This window comes from Sphingomonas kyeonggiensis (genome assembly GCF_030812785.1).
GTDB lineage: Bacteria > Pseudomonadota > Alphaproteobacteria > Sphingomonadales > Sphingomonadaceae > Sphingomonas > Sphingomonas kyeonggiensis_B.
This window is the reverse complement of the sequence record NZ_JAUSTJ010000002.1, coordinates 790,810-808,722: the sequence shown is the minus strand read 5'-3', so window position 1 is coordinate 808,722 and position 17,913 is coordinate 790,810. Positions and strand designations below refer to the sequence as shown.

Here is a 17,913-nt window from a genome sequence, read left to right as displayed (position 1 = left end):
GGCGAGCCAGCGGCCCGCCCCTCGAATGATTACCAGCCCTGGGTCTGGCCCTTGTTCTGCTGGTCGAGCCATTTCTTCAGCGGGGCGAAATATTCGGCCATCGCCTTGCCCGACATCTCGCGCGAGCCGGTGAATTCCTGCAGCGCGTCCGGCCAGGGCTTGGAGGCGCCCATCGCCAGCATCTTGTCGAGCTTCGCGCCGACTTCCTTGTTGCCGTAGAAGGAGCAGCGGTGGAGCGGGCCCTTCCAGCCGGCCTGGTCGCATGCCGCCTTGTAGAACTGGAACTGCAGCACCCGCGCGAGGAAGTAGCGGGTATAGGGCGTGGTCGCCGGGATGTGGAACTTGGCGCCCGGATCGAACTTGCTCTCGTCGCGCGCCACCGGGGGCACGATGCCCTGGTACTGGAGGCGCAGCTTGTCCCAGCCGGCCTGGTAGCCATTGGTCGGGATCTGCCCCGAGAACACGCCCCAGCGCCACTTGTCGACGAGCAGGCCGAAGGGGAGGAACGCGACCTTGTCCATTGCCTGGCGGAGCAGCAGGCCGATATCCTTGTCGGCGCTCGGCACCTGGCCCTTGTCGAGCAGGCCGATCTGGACGAGGTAGTCCGGGGTGATCGACAGCGCGATGAAGTCGCCGATCGCCTCGTGGAAGCCGTCGTTCGCGCCGTCGAGGTAGAGCGGCGACTGCTTGTTGTAGGCGCGCTGGTAATAGTTGTGGCCGAGCTCGTGGTGGATCGTCACGAAGTCGTCGGCATTGACCTTGATGCACATCTTGATGCGCAGATCGTCGACGTTGTCGATGTCCCAGGCCGAGGCATGGCAGACGACCTCACGGTCGGCCGGCTTCACGAACTGCGACCGCTGCCAGAAGGTCTCGGGCAGCTGCTTGAAGCCGAGCGAGGAGTAGAAGCCCTCGCCCGCCTTGACCATCTTGATATGGTCGTAACTCTTCGCCTTGAGCAGCTCACCCACATCATAGCCCACATTTCCAGCGCCCGGCGGCGCGACGATATCGTAGATATTGCCCCATTCCTGCGCCCACATGTTGCCGAGCAGGTCGGCGCGGATCGGGCCCCTGTTGGCCTGGACCGCGTCGCCGTATTTCTCGTTGAGCTTGTGGCGCACATAGGTGTGCAGCGCGACGTAGAGCGGCTTGAGGTCGTCCCAGATCTTGTCGGTCATCGCCGCGAAGGCGTCCGGGTCCATGTCATAGCCCGAGCGCCACATCGCGCCGACATCGGCATAGCCCAGGCCCTTGGCGCCATCATTGGCGATGCCGACCAGCTTGGCATAGTCGGGGCGCATCGGCGCGCCGACATTGTCGTTCCAGCTGACCCACATCTCCTTGAGCTTGGCGGGATCGCGGACCTCGCCCATCGCCGCCTCGATGTCGCTGCCGTTGATCGGCTTGCCGTCCAGCGTGCCCTTGCCGGCGCCGTAGATGCCGGTGATCTTGGCCGAGAGGCCAGCGAGCTCTTCCGCCGCGCCCGGGCTGGTCGGCGCCGGCAGCACGATCTTGTTGCGGAGCATGCCGAGCTTGCGGGCGGTGTCGTAATCGAGCCCCGTGACGTTGCTGTACTTCGCCGCCTGGAGCGCGAGATCGACCTGAAGCTTGGTCAGCGCCGCGCCTTCCCGGGCGGTCATCGCCTCGGTGTCCTGGGTGATGAAGGTGTTGTAGACCCAGTCGGCCCGTGCGGCGACGACGCCCTGGGCGAACAGCTTCGCCTCGGCATCGGCGACAAAGGCCTTGGCCTCGGCGGCGGTGGGTGCGGCCTGGACGGTGTCGCCGTCGCGGCCGCGCGCGCCCAGCGGGGCGGCGGCGAGCAGCGAGGCAAGCGCGAGCATCGAGATGCCGGTGCGGATCATTTGAACGGATTCCCCTCGGATTTTCTGGCTGGCGGGACGATGCTCGCGCCCCGCCAGCCGGTCAAGCCGCGAAGAAATCCGCGATGGCGCGCCCCAGCTCGGGCCGGGTGACGGCGCTCATGTGGTTGCCGGGAATCTCGACGAAGGTGGCGTTGGGCAGCAGGTCGGCCAGCTCGTGCGCCGAGCCGTTGTGATCGTCCTCCACGCCCGCGACGACCAGCGTCTCCTCGGTCAGCCGCTGCAGATGCGCCTCCTGCGTGTCGACGAAGGTGTCGAGCACCGGCAGCAGCGCCAGCGGATCGGCCTTGGAGGTCTTGAGGAACGCCTCGGTCAGCCACTCGCTCGAGCCGCGCTCGAAGCTGCCGAGATTGGTGAGGATGCGGCGGAAATAGGTGCCGGTGCGCGACGCGGCGACCAGGCCGGAAAGCCCCATGCCGGCGAGCATCACCTTGCGCGGCGTGGCGCCGCCATCGACGATCATCCGCACCGTGGTGCGCGCGCCGAGCGAATAGCCGCCCAGGTCGTAATCGCTGAGCCCGAGATGCTCGACCAGCGCCAGGCCGTCGCGCGCGGTCACGTCGGGCGGGTAGCTGGCCGCGTCGTGTGGCGCCGCGCTCATCCCGTGGCCGCGCAGATCGGGCATGATCACCCGGAAGCCCTTCTCCGCAAGCTTGGCGGCATGCCCGTAGCGGATCCAGTTGATCTCCGCGGTCGAGGCATAGCCGTGGATCAGCACCGCATCCCTGCCCTGCCCCATCTCGGTCCAGGCCAGCTCGGTGCCGTCGAAGCTTTGGAAGCGGTGCGTTTCAGTCGGGAAGTCGGCCAACTTTGTCCATCCAGCGTTTGACGAGGCTCGGGTTCTCGTCGGTCCGTGATGCCGGCAGGTGGCTCGTGTCAAGCCACGCCCGGTGCCAGCTCTCGCACCCCGAATGCTCGGTGGGCATGAAGCGGCCGGGCGCGTCGAAGCTGCCGACGGTCAGGTCCATATGGGGATGGCCATGCGCTTCGTAAGTGAGCGGCGTGCCGCATTCCCGGCAGAAGCCGCGCTGGGCGATCGGCGAGGAGGCATAGCGATCGGGCTCGGTCTCCCAGCGGACGTCCGCCTTGCGCATATTCTTGAACGCGATCGACACGCCGCCCGTGGCGCGCTGGCACATGCGGCAATGGCAGAGATAGGCCTCGTTGTCCGCGACCTGCGCCGTGTAGCGCACCCGGCCGCACTGGCAGCCACCGGTCATTTCCTCTGCCATGTCGGCGCTCTCCTCATTCCCATTCTACCTCTGGTCGTCATCCCGGCGAAAGCCGGGATCTCGTGCGGCTCTTTTCCCGCCTCCGCCTGAGATCCCGGCTTTCGCCGGGATGACGGATTAGGTTGGATTGCGCCCCACGCAATTGCCGCATCGCACAATGCACTCTGGTTGCAGATTGCAATCTATAAGTATGCTTATTATGTGCGCGCTATGGCCGAGAGTCTTGGATTCCTTCTGAGTGATACCGCGCGCCTGCTGCGCCGCCGTTTCGACGAGCGTGCGCGCAGCAGCGGTGCCAGCGTGGCGCAGTGGCGCGCGCTGAAGATCCTGTCGCGTCATCCCGGCATGAACCAGGGCCAGCTTGCCGATCAGCTCGAAGTCGAGCCGATCACCGCCTGCCGGATGGTCGATCGCCTGGAGGAAGCCGGCTTTGTCGAGCGCCGTCGCGATCCCGCCGATCGCCGCGCCTGGCGGATTCATGTGACCGACAAGGCCAGCCCGGTGCTCGACGAGCTGCAGGTGCTGGCCGAGGTGATGATCGAGGACATGCTCCGTGGCCTGACGACGGAGCAGCGCGAGCAACTGACAGGATCGCTGCAGACGGTCCGCGACAATCTGAGCAACGTTCAAGAGGGCAATGAGGCCGCAAATGGCTGACGCAGATCCGAAGATCGAGAAGTCCGAAGAGACCAAGATCACCATCCCGACCGAAGGCACCACCGTCCCGGAGGCGCCCGAGGCGCCGGCCAGGCCGAAGCGCAGCCTGCTGCGCCCGCTACTGATGTTCGGCGTGCCGGCGATCCTGCTGGCGATCGTCGGCTATTTCTACTTCACCGGCGGCAACAGCGTCTCGACCGACAATGCCTATGTCCAGCAGGACAAGAGCTCGGTCTCGACCGATGTCGGCGGCCGCATCGTCTATGTCGGCGTGAAGGAGAACCAGGCGGTCAAGGCCGGCGACGTGCTGTTCCGCATCGATCCCGAGCCCTACAAGATCGCCGTTGCCCAGGCCCAGGCCGCGATCGCCGCGGCGCAGGTGCAGCTCAACACCGACCAGGTGAGCGCGCAGGGCAAGGGTGCCGACATCCAGGCGGCGCAGGACGCGATCCAGAACGCCCAGGAGAATTACGAGCGTCAGTCCGCGCTGATGAAGCAGGGCTTCACCACCCGCGCGAACTTCCAGTCGGCGGAGCATGCGCTGGAGCAGGCGCGCGCGCAGTTGCTCAATGCGCAGGCGAGCGCGAGCGAGGCGCGCGCCAAGCTCGCCACCGGCGCCGCTGTCCCGGGCGAGAACCCGGCGATCGCCGCCGCGCGCGTCCAGCTCGACAAGGCCCTGCTCGACCTGCAGCGCACCACCGTGGTCGCGCCGGTCAGCGGCATCGTCAGCCAGACCAAGAGCCTGCAGGTCGGCCAGCAGATGATCACCGGCCTCGCCGCCGTGACGATCGTTTCCGACAAGCCGGCCTGGATCGACGCCAACTTCAAGGAGACCGACCTCAACAAGATGCGGGTCGGCCAGTGCGCGATGGTCAGCTTCGACGCCTATCCGGGCCTTGAGCTGAAGGGCCATGTCGAGTCGATGGGTGCCGGCACCGGCTCCGAATTCTCGGTGCTCCCGGCGCAGAACGCCAACGGCAACTGGGTGAAGGTCACCCAGCGCGTGCCGGTGCGCATCGCGATCGACGAGAAGAGCCAGCGCGCCTTGATCGCCGGCCTCTCGGCCGATGTGAAGGTGATCTTCAGCGGCGCCTGCAAGTAACATGGCGACGGCTGCCCCCGGCCGCGCCACCAGGGCGGGTGAGGCGTCTCCCCCCACGCCTCCCCGCCCGCAAGCCGCTCCCCCAACGGGCGGCGGCGCCGCCCTGCCCGTAAAGTACCGGGGCCTGCTCACGCTCGGCGTGATGATGGCGACGATCATGCAGATCCTCGACACGACGATCGCCAATGTCGCCATCCCGCACATGCAGGCGTCGCTCGGCGCCACGCGCGACACGATCAACTGGGTGCTGACCAGCTATATCGTCGCCTCTGCCATCGCGATCCCGATCACCGGCTGGCTGTCCGACCGGATCGGCTCGCGCAACCTGTTCCTGATCTCCACCGTCGGCTTCGTCATCGCCTCCGCCCTGTGCGGCGCGGCGCAGAGCCTTGAGGAGATGGTCGCCTTCCGCATCCTGCAGGGCATCACCGCGGCGTTCCTCAACCCGCTCAGCCAGACGGTGATGCTCGACATCAACAAGCCCGAGGACCAGCCCAAGGCGATGTCGATCTGGGGCATGGGCATCATGGTCGGCCCGATCATGGGCCCGCTGATCGGCGGCTATCTGACCGACAATTTCAACTGGCGCTGGGTGTTCTACGTCAACCTGCCGGTCGGCGTGGTCTGCTTCGCCATCCTGTGGTGGCTCCTCCCCTCGCGCCCGATCCGCAAGCGCCAGTTCGACGCGTTCGGCTTCGCGCTGCTGGCGATCGGCATCGCCTCGCTCCAGCTGATGCTCGACCGCGGGCAGGACCAGGACTGGTTCTCCTCGACCGAGATCTGGGTCGAGATGCTCGTCTCGGTCGTCGCGCTGTGGATGTTCTTCGTCCATCTGTTCACCGGCAAGAACCCGATGTTCGAGCGCGAGCTGTGGAAGCATCGCAACCTCGTCACCGGCATCTTCTTCATGATGGTGATCGGCCTGGTGATGATGGCGACGATGGCGCTGCTGCCGCCGATGCTGCAAAGCCTGTACGGCTATTCGGTGTTCGACACCGGCCTGCTCCTCATGCCGCGCGGTGTGGGCGTGGTGATCACGATGTTTGCGGGCGCGCAACTGATTCAGCGCGGCTGGCTCGATCCGCGCTGGTCGGTGGGCATCGGCCTGGCGATCGCGGCGGTCTCGCTGTGGGAGATGTCGGGCTGGACGATCGAGATGGGCAGCACGCCCTTCATCATCTCGGGCTTCGTCCAGGGCCTTGGCCTGGGCCTGGTGTTCATGCCGCTCAACGGCCTGGCCTTTGCCGGCCTGCCCCCGCATTTCCGCACCGAAGGATCGAGCCTGCTCAACCTGACCCGCAATATCGGCGCGTCGGTGGGCATCTCCGCGGTCAGCGCGCTGCTCGCGCAGAGCATCCAGCGCAGCCACCAATATCTGGGCGAGCACGTCACCACCCAGACGATGAACGGCATGGGCGTGATCATGCAGCAGCTGGGCGCGCAGGGCGCGATGATCACCGGCATGGTCGATGCCGAGGTCAACCGCCAGGCTGCGATGATCGCCTATCTCAACGACTTCTGGCTGATGGCGATCGTCACCGCGGTCAGCGTGCCGCTGGTGGTGCTGCTCCAGAAGCCGGGCGGCAAGGTGGAGAACGACCCGGCCGCGGCGGGGCACTAGGGGACCCGCCTGTATCTCGTCATCGTCATCCCCGCGAAGGCGGGGATCCAGGGTAATCGAAGCGCGCCTTGGCAACTGAGCGCACGCTAACCGGAACTGCGGGCGGCAAGCGGCGAGCACGCAGCCTGTGATTCTGGATCCCCGCCTTCGCGGGGATGACGGAAATATATTCAGGAGCTGGCTTGGGCTCGCAGCTCTGGGTGCGCACCCAGATCATTTCGCACCAACGGCTGCCACCGCATATAGGCCAGGCTCCGCCACGCCCATTCCAGCGGGCCGCTGACGAAGTAGCGCATCCACCAGTTGGCGAAACCGACCAGCAGCACGATGCCGATCGTCGAGACCAGGGCCGATTCCGCCCAGCCATATCGGCCCCAGGGCAGCAGGCCCCAGGGCGCGAACAGGATGTACTTCCCCACCGCCTGCTCGAGGAAATAGAGCGAGAAGGCCATGCGCCCGGGCGCCTTGAACACCGCCAGCAGCTGGGCGCCAACACGGCCCTTCACCAGCAGGTTGACCAGGGCGAGATGGCCGAGGCCGATCGCGATCCGGGCGAACTCGCCGGTGATCCACAGCGTCCGCGGGCCGGCGGTGAAGCTCAGCGTCTCCGAAATGCCCCAGGCGCGCGCGACCACGCCGAAGCCGTACCCGCAGGCGAGCAGCCACAGATAGAAGCGCGCGCTGCGCTGCCCCTGGATCACGCCCCATTTCCACAGCGCGATGCCGATCAGCATCGTGCAGAACGCCTCCAGCACGTCCCAGATCAGCCAGTTGCTGGCGAGGTAGCTCCAGTAATTCCATGCTTCCTTGGCATAAGGCAGCAAGCCGCCCTGATGCGCGGCATGCTCGCGCGCGACCAGCGTTGCGTCGGGCACATGGGCGGAGAGCTTGCGCCATTCGGCGAGCGCGGCAGGCTCGCCCTGCGCCACCTGCTGCACCAGCACGGTGCGCTCGGCATATTCGCGCGCGCCATATTCGGGGATGCCGATGCCGGTGAGCACCGCCCAGCCCAGGCCGAGCACCACGAGCGTCTTCGGCCCCAGGGTGCGGAACGGGAAGAGGAACAGCGCGGCGAGCGCATAGATGTGGAGGATGTCGCCCGGCCAGAGCAGCACGAACACGTCGAACAGCCCGAACGCCAGCAGCCACAGGTTGCGGCGATAATAGAGGTCGGCGACCGCCACCGGCCCGTCCGGCGTCATCGCCTTGCGCGCCAGCACCATCATGCCGGCGCCGAACAGGAATTCGAGCAAGCAGCGCTGCGTGCCGGCGAGGAAGAGGTTGATCAGCACCCAGGCGTCGCGGTCCGCCGCGGTCCAGCCGATCAGCCGGACATCTGCCGAGAAGGTCCAGACGCTCGCCGCCATGTACGGCACGTTGATGAAGAAGATGCCGAGGATCGCGATCCCGCGCAGCATGTCGAGCACATCGATGCGCGCCTTGCCCCGCACCGGGGCCAATCCGGCATTGCTCGTTTCCACCACGCGACGCGACCCACCCCAGTGAACGCATCTGTCTAACCTCGATCAGTCAATTCCCGGTAAAGACGATGTTCGTCGCCTACGGTTTGCCTCCTGTCGCAACGTCTCGTCCTCGAGACCGATTGGGGCTATGATCGGCAGCAAAGAGGGGAATGCAGATGCGGATCAAGATGCTCGCCATGGTTTCCGCCGCGCTCGTGCTGGGCGCCGCCGCGCCGATGCGCCCTGCCCCCATCGAACAGCTCGACGTCGCGCTGCACGAGCTGGTGCCGGGCGAGGCGCCGTTCACCCTCGCCACCATCCCCGCGGAGGAGCGCGGCGCCTTTGCCCGCGCCCGGGTCGACCGGATCGAAGTCGATCCCGACGCGCTGGCGCTGGTCGAGGATCGGCAGAGCGCCCGCGCGCTCGCCGCGCTGCTGCTCAGCTATTATGCGATGCCCGATCCCGACCGGGTGACCAAGGGTCCATCGCGCGTGGGCACCATGGCCGCCGCCGCGGGCGCGATCCTGCTCGGCACCCAGGTGATCGATCCGATCGACAAGAAATATGCCGGCCAGGACGACCGCATCCGCCCCGCGCTGGAGCTCGGCTGGTTCCTGCCGGCGCGGGAGAGCGCGGAGGAGGGCGCGGTCCGTGCCTCGCGCATGGTCGCGCTGCTCAACAAGGTCGGCGGCTGTTCGGGCCCGCTCGCCGATGTGCTCGACCATGCCGAGAAGCTCGGCAATCGCGCGGCGACCAGCCTGGCCCGCCGCGTCCGCAAGGATCTCGGCCGCTCGATCTACCCGCCGGACTATAGCTGCGACAGCTGAACCGGCGCACGAATAGCGCCCGCCAAAGTTGTTGCGCCAGCGTAACTTCGTCTGCGGCACGCGGCTGCCTGCGACCGCCCTATAATGATGGAAATTCCGACTTTTCGGCGTCGCTCCGGCGCCGACCAACGAGATTTCCCATGCGCCAACGACTTGCCAATCTGCAGCTTGCCACCAAGACCATGATCATCACCATCGCCAGCCTGTTGCTGCTGGCGCTGGCCACCTATGTCGTGAGCGACCGGGTGCTGACCGCCGATGCCGAGCGCATGGCGGCCGAGCGCCAGGAGACCAACATGCGCGTCGCCTGGAAGGTGCTGCGCGACCAGGGCGACGGCTTCCGTGCCGAGGGCGGCGACCTCTATGTCGGCAGCCACAAGCTCAATGGCTGGACCCAGCCGGTCGACGAGATCAAGAGCCTGGTCGGCGGCACCGCGACGATCTTCGCGGGCGATACGCGGATCACCACCAACGTGCTCAAGCCCGACGGCAGCCGCGCGGTAGGCACGCCCTTGGCGGCCGGTCCGGCCAAGGATGCGGTGCTCGGCGAAGGGAAACCGTATCGGGGGTCCGCCGACATTCTCGGCAAGCCCTTCTTCACCGCCTATGATCCGATCAAGGATGCCAGCGGCAAGGTGGTCGGCGTGCTCTATGTCGGCATCCCGCGCTCGGATGTTCTGGCCGGAATTCAATCGGTTCGCAGCTCGATGGCGATCGCCGCGACGCTGATCACCCTGCTCGTCACGGTGATCGGCTTCCTGATCTGCCGCGCGATGTTCCGCCCCCTCGCCCAGATGACCGAAGCCATGCAGCACCTCGCCGCCGGCGATGCCGCGATCACCGTGCCCGAGCATCGCAGCGCCGACGAGATCGGCCAGATGGCCCGCGCGCTCGAGCGCTTCCGCGTCGCCGCCAACGACAAGGCTGCGGCCGAGGCGAAGCACCGGCTCGGCGAAGTCGAGCGCGAGCGCGCGATGGCGATGCTCGGCGGTGCGCTGGAGCGTGTCGCGGGCGGCGACCTGACCGCCGATGTCGGCAGTGACTTCCCCGCCGACTTCGCCCTGCTCGGCGGAAACTACAATGCGGCGCTGGCGAGCCTGCGCGAACTGATCGGCACCGTGCTGGAGAGCACCGGCGCGATCCAGACCGGCTCGACCGAGATCGCCGCCGCGTCCGAGGACCTTGCCCGCCGCACCGAGGGCAATGCCGCCAGCCTGGAGGAGACTTCAGCCGCGGTGACCCAGATGAACCAGCGGCTGCGCGCCACCGCCGAGGCGGCCGGCCAGACCGTCACCCGCGCCGATGCGGCGATCGCGGTGGTCGGATCGGGCCGCGCCACCGCCGACGAAGCGGTGCAGGCGATGAACCGGGTGAGTGACAGCGCCAAGGGCATCGACAGCGTGATCGAGGGCCTCGACAAGATCGCCTTCCAGACGCGCGTCCTCGCGATGAACGCGGCGGTCGAGGCCGGCCGCGCCGGTGAGGCGGGCCGCGGCTTCGCGGTCGTCGCCGACCTGGTTTCCGCGCTCGCCATGCGCGCCGAGGAGGAGGCGAAGCGCGCCCGCGACCAGCTCACCGTCACCCAGGCCGAGGTCGAGACCGCCAAGGGCGCGGTCGAGCGGGTCGACAGCGCCCTGTCCGACATCGTCGACACGGTCGACGAGGTGCACCAGCTGCTCGGCACGATCGCGGCGGACAATCAGGCCCAGTCGATGGCGATCAGCGAGGTCAGCGTCGCGATCGGCACGATGGACCAGGCGACCCAGCAGAATGCGGCGATGGTCGAGGAAACCTCGGCGGCGGCGCGGGCGCTGACCGACCAGGTCGGCCGGCTCGATGCCCAGGCCAGCACCTTCCGGATCGGCGACGGCCGCGGCGCTTCCGCCCCGCGCAGCTTCAAGCCGCTGGCGAGCACCCGGCCGGCGCCGGCCAAGCCGGTAGGCAATGCCGACGCCTGGGCGAGTTTCTGAGATGTAAGCACTTTTCCCGTCACCCCGGCCTTGTGCCGGGGTCCACCGGGAGGCAGGCGCGGGACATGAGGCTTTAGCACAGCCCTCGCGGCTTAGTGGACCCCGGCACAAGGCCGGGGTGACGCGGATTATTCGGCGACCCTTGGAAGCATCAACGCCGCGAACGCCTCCAGCGGCGCGCTTTCCGGCCATTGCGGCACGTCGTCGGCTATGACGATCCAGGGCTGCTTGCGGCTGGTCCAGATATGCAGCCGCGGGCTGGGTTCGTCGCTGCGGTCGAGCGTGCCCGCACGCACGATCGCCAGGCCCGGCCGGCCGCTGTTCACATTGTAGAGCCGCGTGTGGCAGATGCCGCAGGCGAAATGGCGCGAGATCGCGCCATTGGAGGTGGGCAAGATGAAGTCCACCACCTCGCCTTCCACGACCGCCAGCACCGCCTCGCGCACCGGCGCCTGCTCGGCAAAGGCGCTGCCGGAGCCCGTCTGGCAATCGCGGCAATGGCAGCAATAGACGGCCGGAAGCGCGTCCATCGCCAGGGTGTAGCGGACGGCGCCGCAGCGGCAGCCGCCCGCTATCATGTGCTTACGCCTTCTTCAGATGCCGGCGGCCGAGCAGCTCGGCGATCTGCACGGCGTTGAGGGCGGCGCCCTTGCGGAGATTGTCCGAGACGCACCAGAGCGACAGGCCGTTCTCCACCGTCGAATCCTCGCGGACGCGGCTGACGAAGGTGGCGTATTCGCCGACGCACTCGATCGGGGTGACGTATCCGCCATCCTCATGCTTGTCGACGAGCATGATGCCCGGCGCCTCGCGCAGGATGTTCTTGGCCTGCGCGGCCGAGATCTCGTCCTCGAACTCAATGTTGATCGCTTCCGAGTGGCCGACGAACACCGGCACGCGCACGCAAGTGGCGGTGACCTTGATCTTCGGATCGAGGATCTTCTTGGTCTCCACGACCATCTTCCACTCTTCCTTGGTCGAGCCGTCGTCCAGGAAGCTGTCGATGTGCGGGATCACGTTGAAGGCGATCTGCTTGGTGAACTTCCTCGGCTCGGCCTGGTCGCCGACGAAGATGTTGCGGCTCTGCTCGAACAGCTCGTCCATGCCCGCCTTGCCCGCGCCGGAGACCGACTGGTAGGTCGCGACGACGACGCGCTTGATCTTCGCGGCATCGTGGAGCGGCTTGAGCGCGACAACCATCTGCGCGGTCGAGCAGTTCGGGTTGGCGATGATGTTCCGCGCCTTGTAGCCATCGATCGCCTCCGGATTCACTTCCGGCACGATCAGCGGCACGTCCGGATCCATGCGGTAGAGCGACGCATTGTCGATCACCGTGCAGCCGGCGGCGGCGAACCTGGGCGCATGGAGCTTCGAGCCGTCCGAGCCGATCGCGAACAAGGCGATGTCCCAGCCGGTCGGGTCGAAATGCTCGATGTTCTGGATCTTGTACTGTTTCCCGGTCTCGCCGAAGTCGACCATGTCGCCGGTCGAGCGCGACGAGGCCAGCACGGCCAGGTCGTCGATCGGGAATTCCCGCTCGGCCAGGATGTTCAACATTTCGCGCCCGACATTGCCGGTGGCGCCTGCGACGACGACACGGTAGCCCATTTCGTTCCTTTCCGAACCTCGCAGATACTCCGCGAGGACGCCTATCTGTCAGAGAGTGTCGGAATGCCAGCGCATTCCTGTGCTTCGCGGCAAGAATACCGCATCGGCGCCCATTACAGGCGCGCGGTAATTCGTTTGCTAGTTCGTTTCAGCGTGCGAAGCATGGCCGTGCCCCTAGCAGAAGAAAATTGCGGTGGCGAGACGCTGCGTGAAACTTTTTGTCTCAAACCTCCCAAGCCCGACTTCTCGCCATCCCCTCCCCTTCGTCATCTCCCGCGAATACGGGGATTCAGAGTCGCAGAGCGATGCCCTTTGTTACCCTGGATCCCCGCCTGCGCGGGGATGACGGATCGGGTAATGGAGCTACTTCGCGTTCGTCTTCCGCTCCAGGAAGTCGAGGATCGTGTTCCACAGGTGCACGCTGATACCCGGACCGCCGACGCGGTGGGTGTGGCCGGGGTAGAACATCATCTCGAACGGCACTTCGGCCTTTTGCAGCGTCGCCGCCATCGCGGTACTGTTCTCGAACACGACATTGTCGTCTGCCATGCCATGGATCAGCAGCATCGGATCGGCGATCTTCGCCGCCTCGCCGATATTGTCCGAAGCCTTGTACGCCTCGGGCACCTTGGTCGGGTCGCCCATGTAGCGCTCGGTATAATGGGTGTCGTAAAGCTCCCACTTGGTCACCGGCGCGCCGGCCACGCCCGCGGCGAACACGCCCGGCGCCTTTTCCAGCATCTTCAGCGTCATGTAGCCGCCGTACGACCAGCCATAGGTGACGACCTTGTTCGCATCCACATAGGGAAGCGTCTTCAGATAGTTCGCACCCGCGACCTGGTCCTCGACCTCGACGCTGCCCATCGCGTGCCAGATCTGGCTCTCGAAATCGACGCCGCGATTGGCCGAGCCGCGATTGTCGAGCTGGAACCAGATATAGCCGCGCGAGACGAGGTACTGCTGGAGCGCGCCGCCCCAGGCCTTGCTCACCGTCTGCGAATGCGGGCCGCCATAATGCTGGAAGAACACGGGGTATTTCTTGCCCGGCTCCATCTTCGGCGTGATCATCTCCCAATTGAGCGTCGAGCCGTCGGCCGCCTTGATCGTGCCGAAGGTCCGCTCGCGGTGCCCGGCGAGATAGACGCTGTAGGGATGATCGGCAGCAGTGACCGCATTCTCGTTCACCCAGGCGATGCGCTTGCCGCTGGCGTCAGCGAGATAGGTCTGCGGCGGCTGGTTTGGGTTGGAGCGCTTGACGATCGCGCGGGTGCCCGAGGGATCCATCGTCGCCTCGTTCCACCAGCCGGCCTCGGTCAGCCGGGTGATCGCCCCGCCCTTCCGATAGTCGACCGAATAGAGGTGCCGCTCGAGCACGCCGTCCTTGTTGCCGAGGAAGAAGACGCGGCCCTTGGCCTCGTCCACGCCGACCACATCGGGGGTGACTTCCCAGTCGCCCTTGGTGATCTGGGCAAACTTGCCCTTGGCGAAGCGATAGAGATGGCCGTGGCCGTCGCGCTCGGACCACCAGAGCAGGCTGCCGTCATCGAGCGGCGTCAACGCGCTCGACAGGTTCACCCAGCTCTTCGCACGCGCCTTCTCGCTGAACAGCACGACCGACTTGCCGGTGGCCGGATCGACCTGGAGCAAGTCGAGCACGGTCTGCTCGCGGTTCTCGCGCTGGACGTAGAGCGTCCTGCCGTCCTTCGACCAGTCGACCCGGGCGAGGTAGATGTCCTTGTCGGCGCCCAGGTCGACCTTGACCTTGCCGGCGCCCGAGGGGTCCATGACGTAGAGATCGATCAGCGCGTTGGGCGTGCCGGCCTTGGGGTAGCGCTGCTGGAACAGCTGGGTGCCCTCGGCGCCGATCGCGGCGCGGGCGACGATGCCGACCGGCGCCTCGTCGAAGCGCTCGACCGCGACATGCTTGTCGTCCGGCGACCACCAATAGCCCTTGAATCGCGCCATTTCCTCCTGCGCGACGAACTCCGCCTCGCCCCAATGAACGGTGCCCTGGCCGTCATCGGTGATCGGCTTCGGCGCAGCGCCGGCCAGGCCCATCACCACCAGGTTCTGGTCCTGCACGTACGAGACATAGCCCCCCGCCGGGCTGATCTCAGCGTTGAGCTTGGGGCCCGCATTGGCGGGCAGCCTGGCGACATTGCCGTCGAGCCCGGCGCGGTAGAGCTCGCCGTCGAGCGGCACGAGCACCGACTTGCTGTCCGGCGCCCAGTCATAGGCGACGATGCCCTTGGTGCCGGCGATGCGGGCGCGTTCGCGCTGCATCTTCTCGGCCTCCGACATCTCGGCGCCGGTGCCGAACTTCTTGGAGTCCACCAGCATCCGCCATTCGCCGGTGCGCGTGTCCATCGCCCACAGGTCGAACCGCTCCTTCTCGTCGGCGCGGTTGCGCAGCAGGGTGAGGAACTTGCCGTCGGGCGAGAGCTTGGCGGCGCGCGGCTGCGGGCCGTTCAGATCGGGGCTGGCGAACACGCGCTCGAGCGTGAGGTCCTTGTTCTGCGCCAGCGCTTCATTCGCCATCAGCGGCGCTCCCATCATTGCAAGCCCAACCAAGTATTTCCGCATAAACCCCGATCTCCTTGGGGCCGCGTTATTGCGGGGTCCGGGCGCGGGGTAAAGCGGCAGGCCGGAGGAATCTTGCGCAGGGCCGCAATAAAACCACGTGCGCCAACCCTCCCCTGCTGGCGCCTCGGCCTCCTTCTTCTCGTCACCCCGGCCTTGTGCCGGGGTCCACCGGGAGGCGAGTCATGAGCAAGAGGCTCCAATGTCAGTCCGGAAGGCATAGTGGACCCCGGCACAAGGCCGGGGTGACAAACTAGAGCTGGCGGCTTGGCTAATCCAGCCCCAGCGCCACCTTGCGCGAGACCAGGATGAAGCGCGGCCCCGCCCCGTTCGCCGCCGCGCGGTCCTCGGGATTGTAGAGCGCGCATTTCTTCAGGCTCAGGCATCCGCAGCCGATACAGCCGTCGAGATCGTCGAGGGTGCGCTGGAGCCGGGCGATCTGCACCTCGATCCGCTTGCGGATGCCGCGGCTGATCCGTTCCCAATCCTCGCTGGTAGGCGTGCGCCCCTCGGGCAGCTTGCCCAGTTCCTCGGCGATCTGCGGCAGGGTGAGGCCGAGCTGCTGCGCGATCAGCGCGAAGGAGATGCGGCGGATGTCCGAGCGGAGGAAGCGCCGCTGGTTGCCGCTGGTACGGATCGGATGGACGATCCCCTTCCCCTCGTAGAAGCGCACCGCCGACACGGCGATGCCCGTGCGCGCCGCCAGCTCGCCGATCGTCAGAAGCTCGTTCCCGCGCACCGCATTTTCCCGCTTGACCTCAACCTAGGTTGAGGTTGTAGCTGCTCGCGGCATGGCATCCAACCGGAAAGGAAATCCATGTCCCAGCCCTATATCGAGCATGTGAACATCACCGTCCGCAGCCCCGAGCGCGCGGCGAAACTGCTCGGCGACCTGTTCGACTGGCATGTCCGCTGGGAAGGCCCGGCACGCGACGGCGGCCGGACCATCCATGTCGGCGACGAGCGCACCTATCTGGCGGTCTACACCCCGCCCGAGACGCCCGACCAGGCGACGTTCGAGAAGGGCCGGCCGCTCAACCATGTCGGCATCCTGGTCGACGATCTCGACGCCATCGAGCGGCGGGTGGTGAAGGCGGGGCTGATCCCCTTCGCCCATGCCGACTACGATCCCGGCCGGCGCTTCTATTTCCTCGACCATGACGGCACCGAGTTCGAGATCGTCAGCTACGCCTAAATACTTGGCTAACCATCAATTTTCGGCAACCCGCGGATGGTGCGCGGGGTTCTCCCTGCAATGACTTGCGAGGAGAGCCCGCGTGACCACCAACCATGACGTGTCCAAGCTCGACGACCTGATCGTCACCACCATCGACAGCGTGCGCGGTTACGAGCATTCGGCGAAGCATGCCGATGCCGGCCGCTTCGTCCAGTTCTTCGAGGACATGGCCGACGAACGCCGCCGCGTGATCGAGGCACTCTCGGCAAAGAGTCGCGAGCTGGGCGGCACGCCGGCCGAATATGGCTCGACCGCCGCGACGATCCACCGCCGGGTGGAGGATTTCCGCCTGGCCCTTGGCGGCGGCGACAACGCGATCCTCAGCGAGATCGAACGCGGCGAGGATTATCTGAAGGAGGAGTTCGACCGGGTGCTTGCCGACGAACGCATGTCGCCCGGCGCGCAGGGCGTGGTACGCGAATGCTATACCTCGGTGCTCAGGGGGCACGACACGACCAAGAAGCTGCGCGATCTGCTGCAGGCAGCGGACTAGGCGCTTCCCTGCTTCCGTTTGCGGAACTCGGCGACCTTGGCCTTGTTGCCGCAGCGCTTCATCGAGCACCAGCGGCGCTCGCCGCTCCGCGAGGTATCGAGGAACAGCATCGCGCATCCGTCCGCCTCGCAGCGGCGGATGCGCATGGCCTGATCGCCGCCGAGCAGCAGGGCCGCCTCCCCCGCCAGCGTCGCGAGCAGCGCGGATACCCCGCCCTGCAGCCGTGCACGGCCGTCCGCGCCGATCTGGGGCACTGCCGGCGCGCCTGCCGCAGTTGCATTGACCTGGGCGATGTCGGCCGGCGCATCCGCTCCGCCGGCAAGCCGGGCATCGACGATCGCGTGGATCGCCTCGCGCAGTGCGCGCGCGCGCTCCAGATCCTCGGAAGTCGCAGCCAGCGGCGAGCCCGTGAAGCCCGCCGCGACCAGCCAGCGGGCGAGATCGCCCGGCTCGGCCAGCAGCTCGCGCTGCACGGGTTTCAGCCGGCCGGTGCGCGTCGCCACCAGGTCGAGCGCCGGATGCCCGCCCCGAAAATGGAAGCCGTCGCGCAGTTCGGCGGAAGGTTCGTCGTTTCCCATGAAACTCCATTGACAGGTTACATCCTTCAGCACAACACATCGATGTAACCGAATCGACAGGTTACATGGAGGAACGAGAGATGGTGAAACAGCTCATCCTCGCCGCCGGCATGCTGGCCGCGGCGGGCAGTGGAGACGCACGTGCGAAGGACGGCGAGCCGAGCCTGGCCGGCACCTGGGTGATGGATTCGGCCTATGAGATCCTGGCCGATGGGCGGCGGGTGACCAATTATGGCGAGCATCCGCTCGGGCTGCTGATCGTCGACCGGGCCGGACGCTACAGCCTGCAGATCTTCCGCCGCGATCGCCCCGCCTTCGCCGCCGGCGACAAGGTGCGCGGCACGCCCGAGGAACTCCGCGCCGCCGCACTCGGCTCCAGCACACATTTCGGCCGGCTCCGTATCGATGCGGCCGCCAAGCAGCTCATCTTCGACATTGAGGGCGCTTCCTTCCCCAACTGGGAAGGCCGGCGGCAGGTGCGCGACTATGTCCTGCAGGACGGGCTGCTGCGCTACGCCGTGCCGGCTAGCGCCTCGGGCAACGGGACGACCGCCTATTCGATCTGGCGGCGCGTCGAGCAAGGGGACGGCGATGGATGATTTCTACGGGCGCGACTGGGCGGAGCATCGCCACAAGCTGTTCGACGGGATCAGGGTGGTGCT

The 17,913-nt window shown here is 66.7% G+C and carries 17 protein-coding genes; 8 read left to right on the top strand and 9 right to left on the bottom strand.

From position 1 onward, the window contains the following. Nucleotides 1-29 precede the first annotated feature (29 nt). The 3 genes from J2W22_RS13325 to J2W22_RS13315 form a co-directional block, all read right to left on the bottom strand. Nucleotides 30-1,865, bottom strand: a complete 1,836-nt coding sequence (locus J2W22_RS13325; RefSeq protein WP_307118727.1) for a M2 family metallopeptidase — start codon at nt 1,863-1,865, stop codon at nt 30-32. 61 nt (nt 1,866-1,926) lie between these two features. Then, nucleotides 1,927-2,691: an alpha/beta fold hydrolase gene (locus J2W22_RS13320; RefSeq protein ID WP_307118726.1), complete on the bottom strand. Its 765-nt coding sequence runs from the start codon at nt 2,689-2,691 to the stop codon at nt 1,927-1,929. Beyond that, nucleotides 2,672-3,115 carry a GFA family protein gene (locus tag J2W22_RS13315; protein ID WP_307118725.1) on the bottom strand — a complete coding sequence of 148 codons (444 nt, stop codon included), beginning with the start codon at nt 3,113-3,115 and terminating at the stop codon, nt 2,672-2,674. Before J2W22_RS13315 ends, J2W22_RS13320 begins: the two co-directional genes overlap by 20 nt. 210 nt (nt 3,116-3,325) lie before the next feature. Between J2W22_RS13315 and J2W22_RS13310 the strand changes: the two genes are divergently transcribed. From J2W22_RS13310 to J2W22_RS13300, 3 genes are read left to right on the top strand one after another with little or no spacing between them, the layout of a single operon-like run. Then, nucleotides 3,326-3,772 carry a MarR family winged helix-turn-helix transcriptional regulator gene (locus J2W22_RS13310; protein ID WP_307118724.1) on the top strand — a complete coding sequence of 149 codons (447 nt, stop codon included), beginning with the start codon at nt 3,326-3,328 and terminating at the stop codon, nt 3,770-3,772. Next, nucleotides 3,765-4,874, top strand: coding sequence for an HlyD family secretion protein (locus J2W22_RS13305; RefSeq protein WP_307118723.1), 1,110 nt, complete (start codon nt 3,765-3,767; stop codon nt 4,872-4,874). The genes J2W22_RS13310 and J2W22_RS13305 overlap by 8 nt, the downstream gene beginning before the upstream one ends. Before the next feature lies 1 nt (nt 4,875). After that, entirely contained in the window at nt 4,876-6,495 is a 1,620-nt protein-coding gene (locus J2W22_RS13300) for a DHA2 family efflux MFS transporter permease subunit (protein ID WP_307118722.1), read from the top strand. Between the two features lie 170 nt (nt 6,496-6,665). Here the strand turns inward: J2W22_RS13300 and J2W22_RS13295 are convergent, their stop codons facing one another. Then, on the bottom strand, nt 6,666-7,979 hold the full coding sequence (locus J2W22_RS13295; protein ID WP_307118721.1) for a DUF418 domain-containing protein: 1,314 nt from the start codon (nt 7,977-7,979) through the stop codon (nt 6,666-6,668). Nucleotides 7,980-8,134: 155 nt separating this feature from the next. On the opposite strand from J2W22_RS13295, the gene J2W22_RS13290 reads away from it, so the two are divergent. Continuing rightward, the gene (locus tag J2W22_RS13290) at nt 8,135-8,785 is read left to right on the top strand and encodes a hypothetical protein (protein WP_307118720.1); all 651 of its coding nucleotides are present in this window, start codon (nt 8,135-8,137) and stop codon (nt 8,783-8,785) included. A 140-nt stretch (nt 8,786-8,925) separates the two neighbouring features. Further along, nucleotides 8,926-10,755: a methyl-accepting chemotaxis protein gene (locus J2W22_RS13285; RefSeq protein WP_307118719.1), complete on the top strand. Its 1,830-nt coding sequence runs from the start codon at nt 8,926-8,928 to the stop codon at nt 10,753-10,755. Between the two features lie 128 nt (nt 10,756-10,883). Here J2W22_RS13285 and J2W22_RS13280 read toward each other — a convergent pair whose 3' ends face one another. From J2W22_RS13280 to soxR, 4 genes are all read right to left on the bottom strand, one after another. After that, nucleotides 10,884-11,333 (bottom strand): GFA family protein, encoded by a 450-nt coding sequence (locus J2W22_RS13280; RefSeq protein WP_307118718.1) that lies wholly within the window; start codon nt 11,331-11,333, stop codon nt 10,884-10,886. A 4-nt stretch (nt 11,334-11,337) separates the two neighbouring features. Further along, on the bottom strand, nt 11,338-12,363 hold the full coding sequence (locus tag J2W22_RS13275) for an aspartate-semialdehyde dehydrogenase (RefSeq protein ID WP_307118717.1): 1,026 nt from the start codon (nt 12,361-12,363) through the stop codon (nt 11,338-11,340). A gap of 363 nt (nt 12,364-12,726) precedes the next feature. Then, a complete protein-coding gene (locus tag J2W22_RS13270; protein WP_373422975.1) occupies nt 12,727-14,946 on the bottom strand; it encodes a S9 family peptidase in 2,220 nt (739 codons plus the stop codon). A 268-nt stretch (nt 14,947-15,214) separates the two neighbouring features. Further along, nucleotides 15,215-15,682: a redox-sensitive transcriptional activator SoxR gene (gene soxR, locus J2W22_RS13265; RefSeq protein WP_307118715.1), complete on the bottom strand. Its 468-nt coding sequence runs from the start codon at nt 15,680-15,682 to the stop codon at nt 15,215-15,217. 78 nt (nt 15,683-15,760) lie between these two features. Here soxR and J2W22_RS13260 point away from each other — a divergent pair, with 78 nt between their 5' ends. Continuing rightward, nucleotides 15,761-16,138, top strand: a complete 378-nt coding sequence (locus J2W22_RS13260; protein ID WP_307118714.1) for a VOC family protein — start codon at nt 15,761-15,763, stop codon at nt 16,136-16,138. 82 nt (nt 16,139-16,220) lie between these two features. Further along, entirely contained in the window at nt 16,221-16,673 is a 453-nt protein-coding gene (locus tag J2W22_RS13255) for a ferritin-like domain-containing protein (protein WP_307118713.1), read from the top strand. Here the strand turns inward: J2W22_RS13255 and J2W22_RS13250 are convergent. Then, nucleotides 16,670-17,251 (bottom strand): CGNR zinc finger domain-containing protein, encoded by a 582-nt coding sequence (locus J2W22_RS13250; protein ID WP_307118712.1) that lies wholly within the window; start codon nt 17,249-17,251, stop codon nt 16,670-16,672. The genes J2W22_RS13255 and J2W22_RS13250 overlap by 4 nt on opposite strands. Nucleotides 17,252-17,331: 80 nt before the next feature. Here J2W22_RS13250 and J2W22_RS13245 point away from each other — a divergent pair, with 80 nt between their 5' ends. Continuing rightward, nucleotides 17,332-17,850: a lipocalin-like domain-containing protein gene (locus tag J2W22_RS13245; protein ID WP_307118711.1), complete on the top strand. Its 519-nt coding sequence runs from the start codon at nt 17,332-17,334 to the stop codon at nt 17,848-17,850. Nucleotides 17,851-17,913: the final 63 nt, after the last annotated feature.

Coding starts and splice junctions, on each gene's coding strand:
- J2W22_RS13325 (WP_307118727.1), bottom strand. CDS start 1,865: ATGATCCGCACCGGCATCTCGATGCTCGCGCTTGCCTCGCTGCTCGCC.
- J2W22_RS13315 (WP_307118725.1), bottom strand. CDS start 3,115: ATGGCAGAGGAAATGACCGGTGGCTGCCAGTGCGGCCGGGTGCGCTAC.
- J2W22_RS13310 (WP_307118724.1), top strand. CDS start 3,326: ATGGCCGAGAGTCTTGGATTCCTTCTGAGTGATACCGCGCGCCTGCTG.
- J2W22_RS13305 (WP_307118723.1), top strand. CDS start 3,765: ATGGCTGACGCAGATCCGAAGATCGAGAAGTCCGAAGAGACCAAGATC.
- J2W22_RS13300 (WP_307118722.1), top strand. CDS start 4,876: ATGGCGACGGCTGCCCCCGGCCGCGCCACCAGGGCGGGTGAGGCGTCT.
- J2W22_RS13290 (WP_307118720.1), top strand. CDS start 8,135: ATGCGGATCAAGATGCTCGCCATGGTTTCCGCCGCGCTCGTGCTGGGC.
- J2W22_RS13285 (WP_307118719.1), top strand. CDS start 8,926: ATGCGCCAACGACTTGCCAATCTGCAGCTTGCCACCAAGACCATGATC.
- J2W22_RS13280 (WP_307118718.1), bottom strand. CDS start 11,333: ATGATAGCGGGCGGCTGCCGCTGCGGCGCCGTCCGCTACACCCTGGCG.
- J2W22_RS13275 (WP_307118717.1), bottom strand. CDS start 12,363: ATGGGCTACCGTGTCGTCGTCGCAGGCGCCACCGGCAATGTCGGGCGC.
- J2W22_RS13270 (WP_373422975.1), bottom strand. CDS start 14,946: ATGCGGAAATACTTGGTTGGGCTTGCAATGATGGGAGCGCCGCTGATG.
- J2W22_RS13260 (WP_307118714.1), top strand. CDS start 15,761: ATGTCCCAGCCCTATATCGAGCATGTGAACATCACCGTCCGCAGCCCC.
- J2W22_RS13250 (WP_307118712.1), bottom strand. CDS start 17,251: ATGGGAAACGACGAACCTTCCGCCGAACTGCGCGACGGCTTCCATTTT.
- J2W22_RS13245 (WP_307118711.1), top strand. CDS start 17,332: ATGGTGAAACAGCTCATCCTCGCCGCCGGCATGCTGGCCGCGGCGGGC.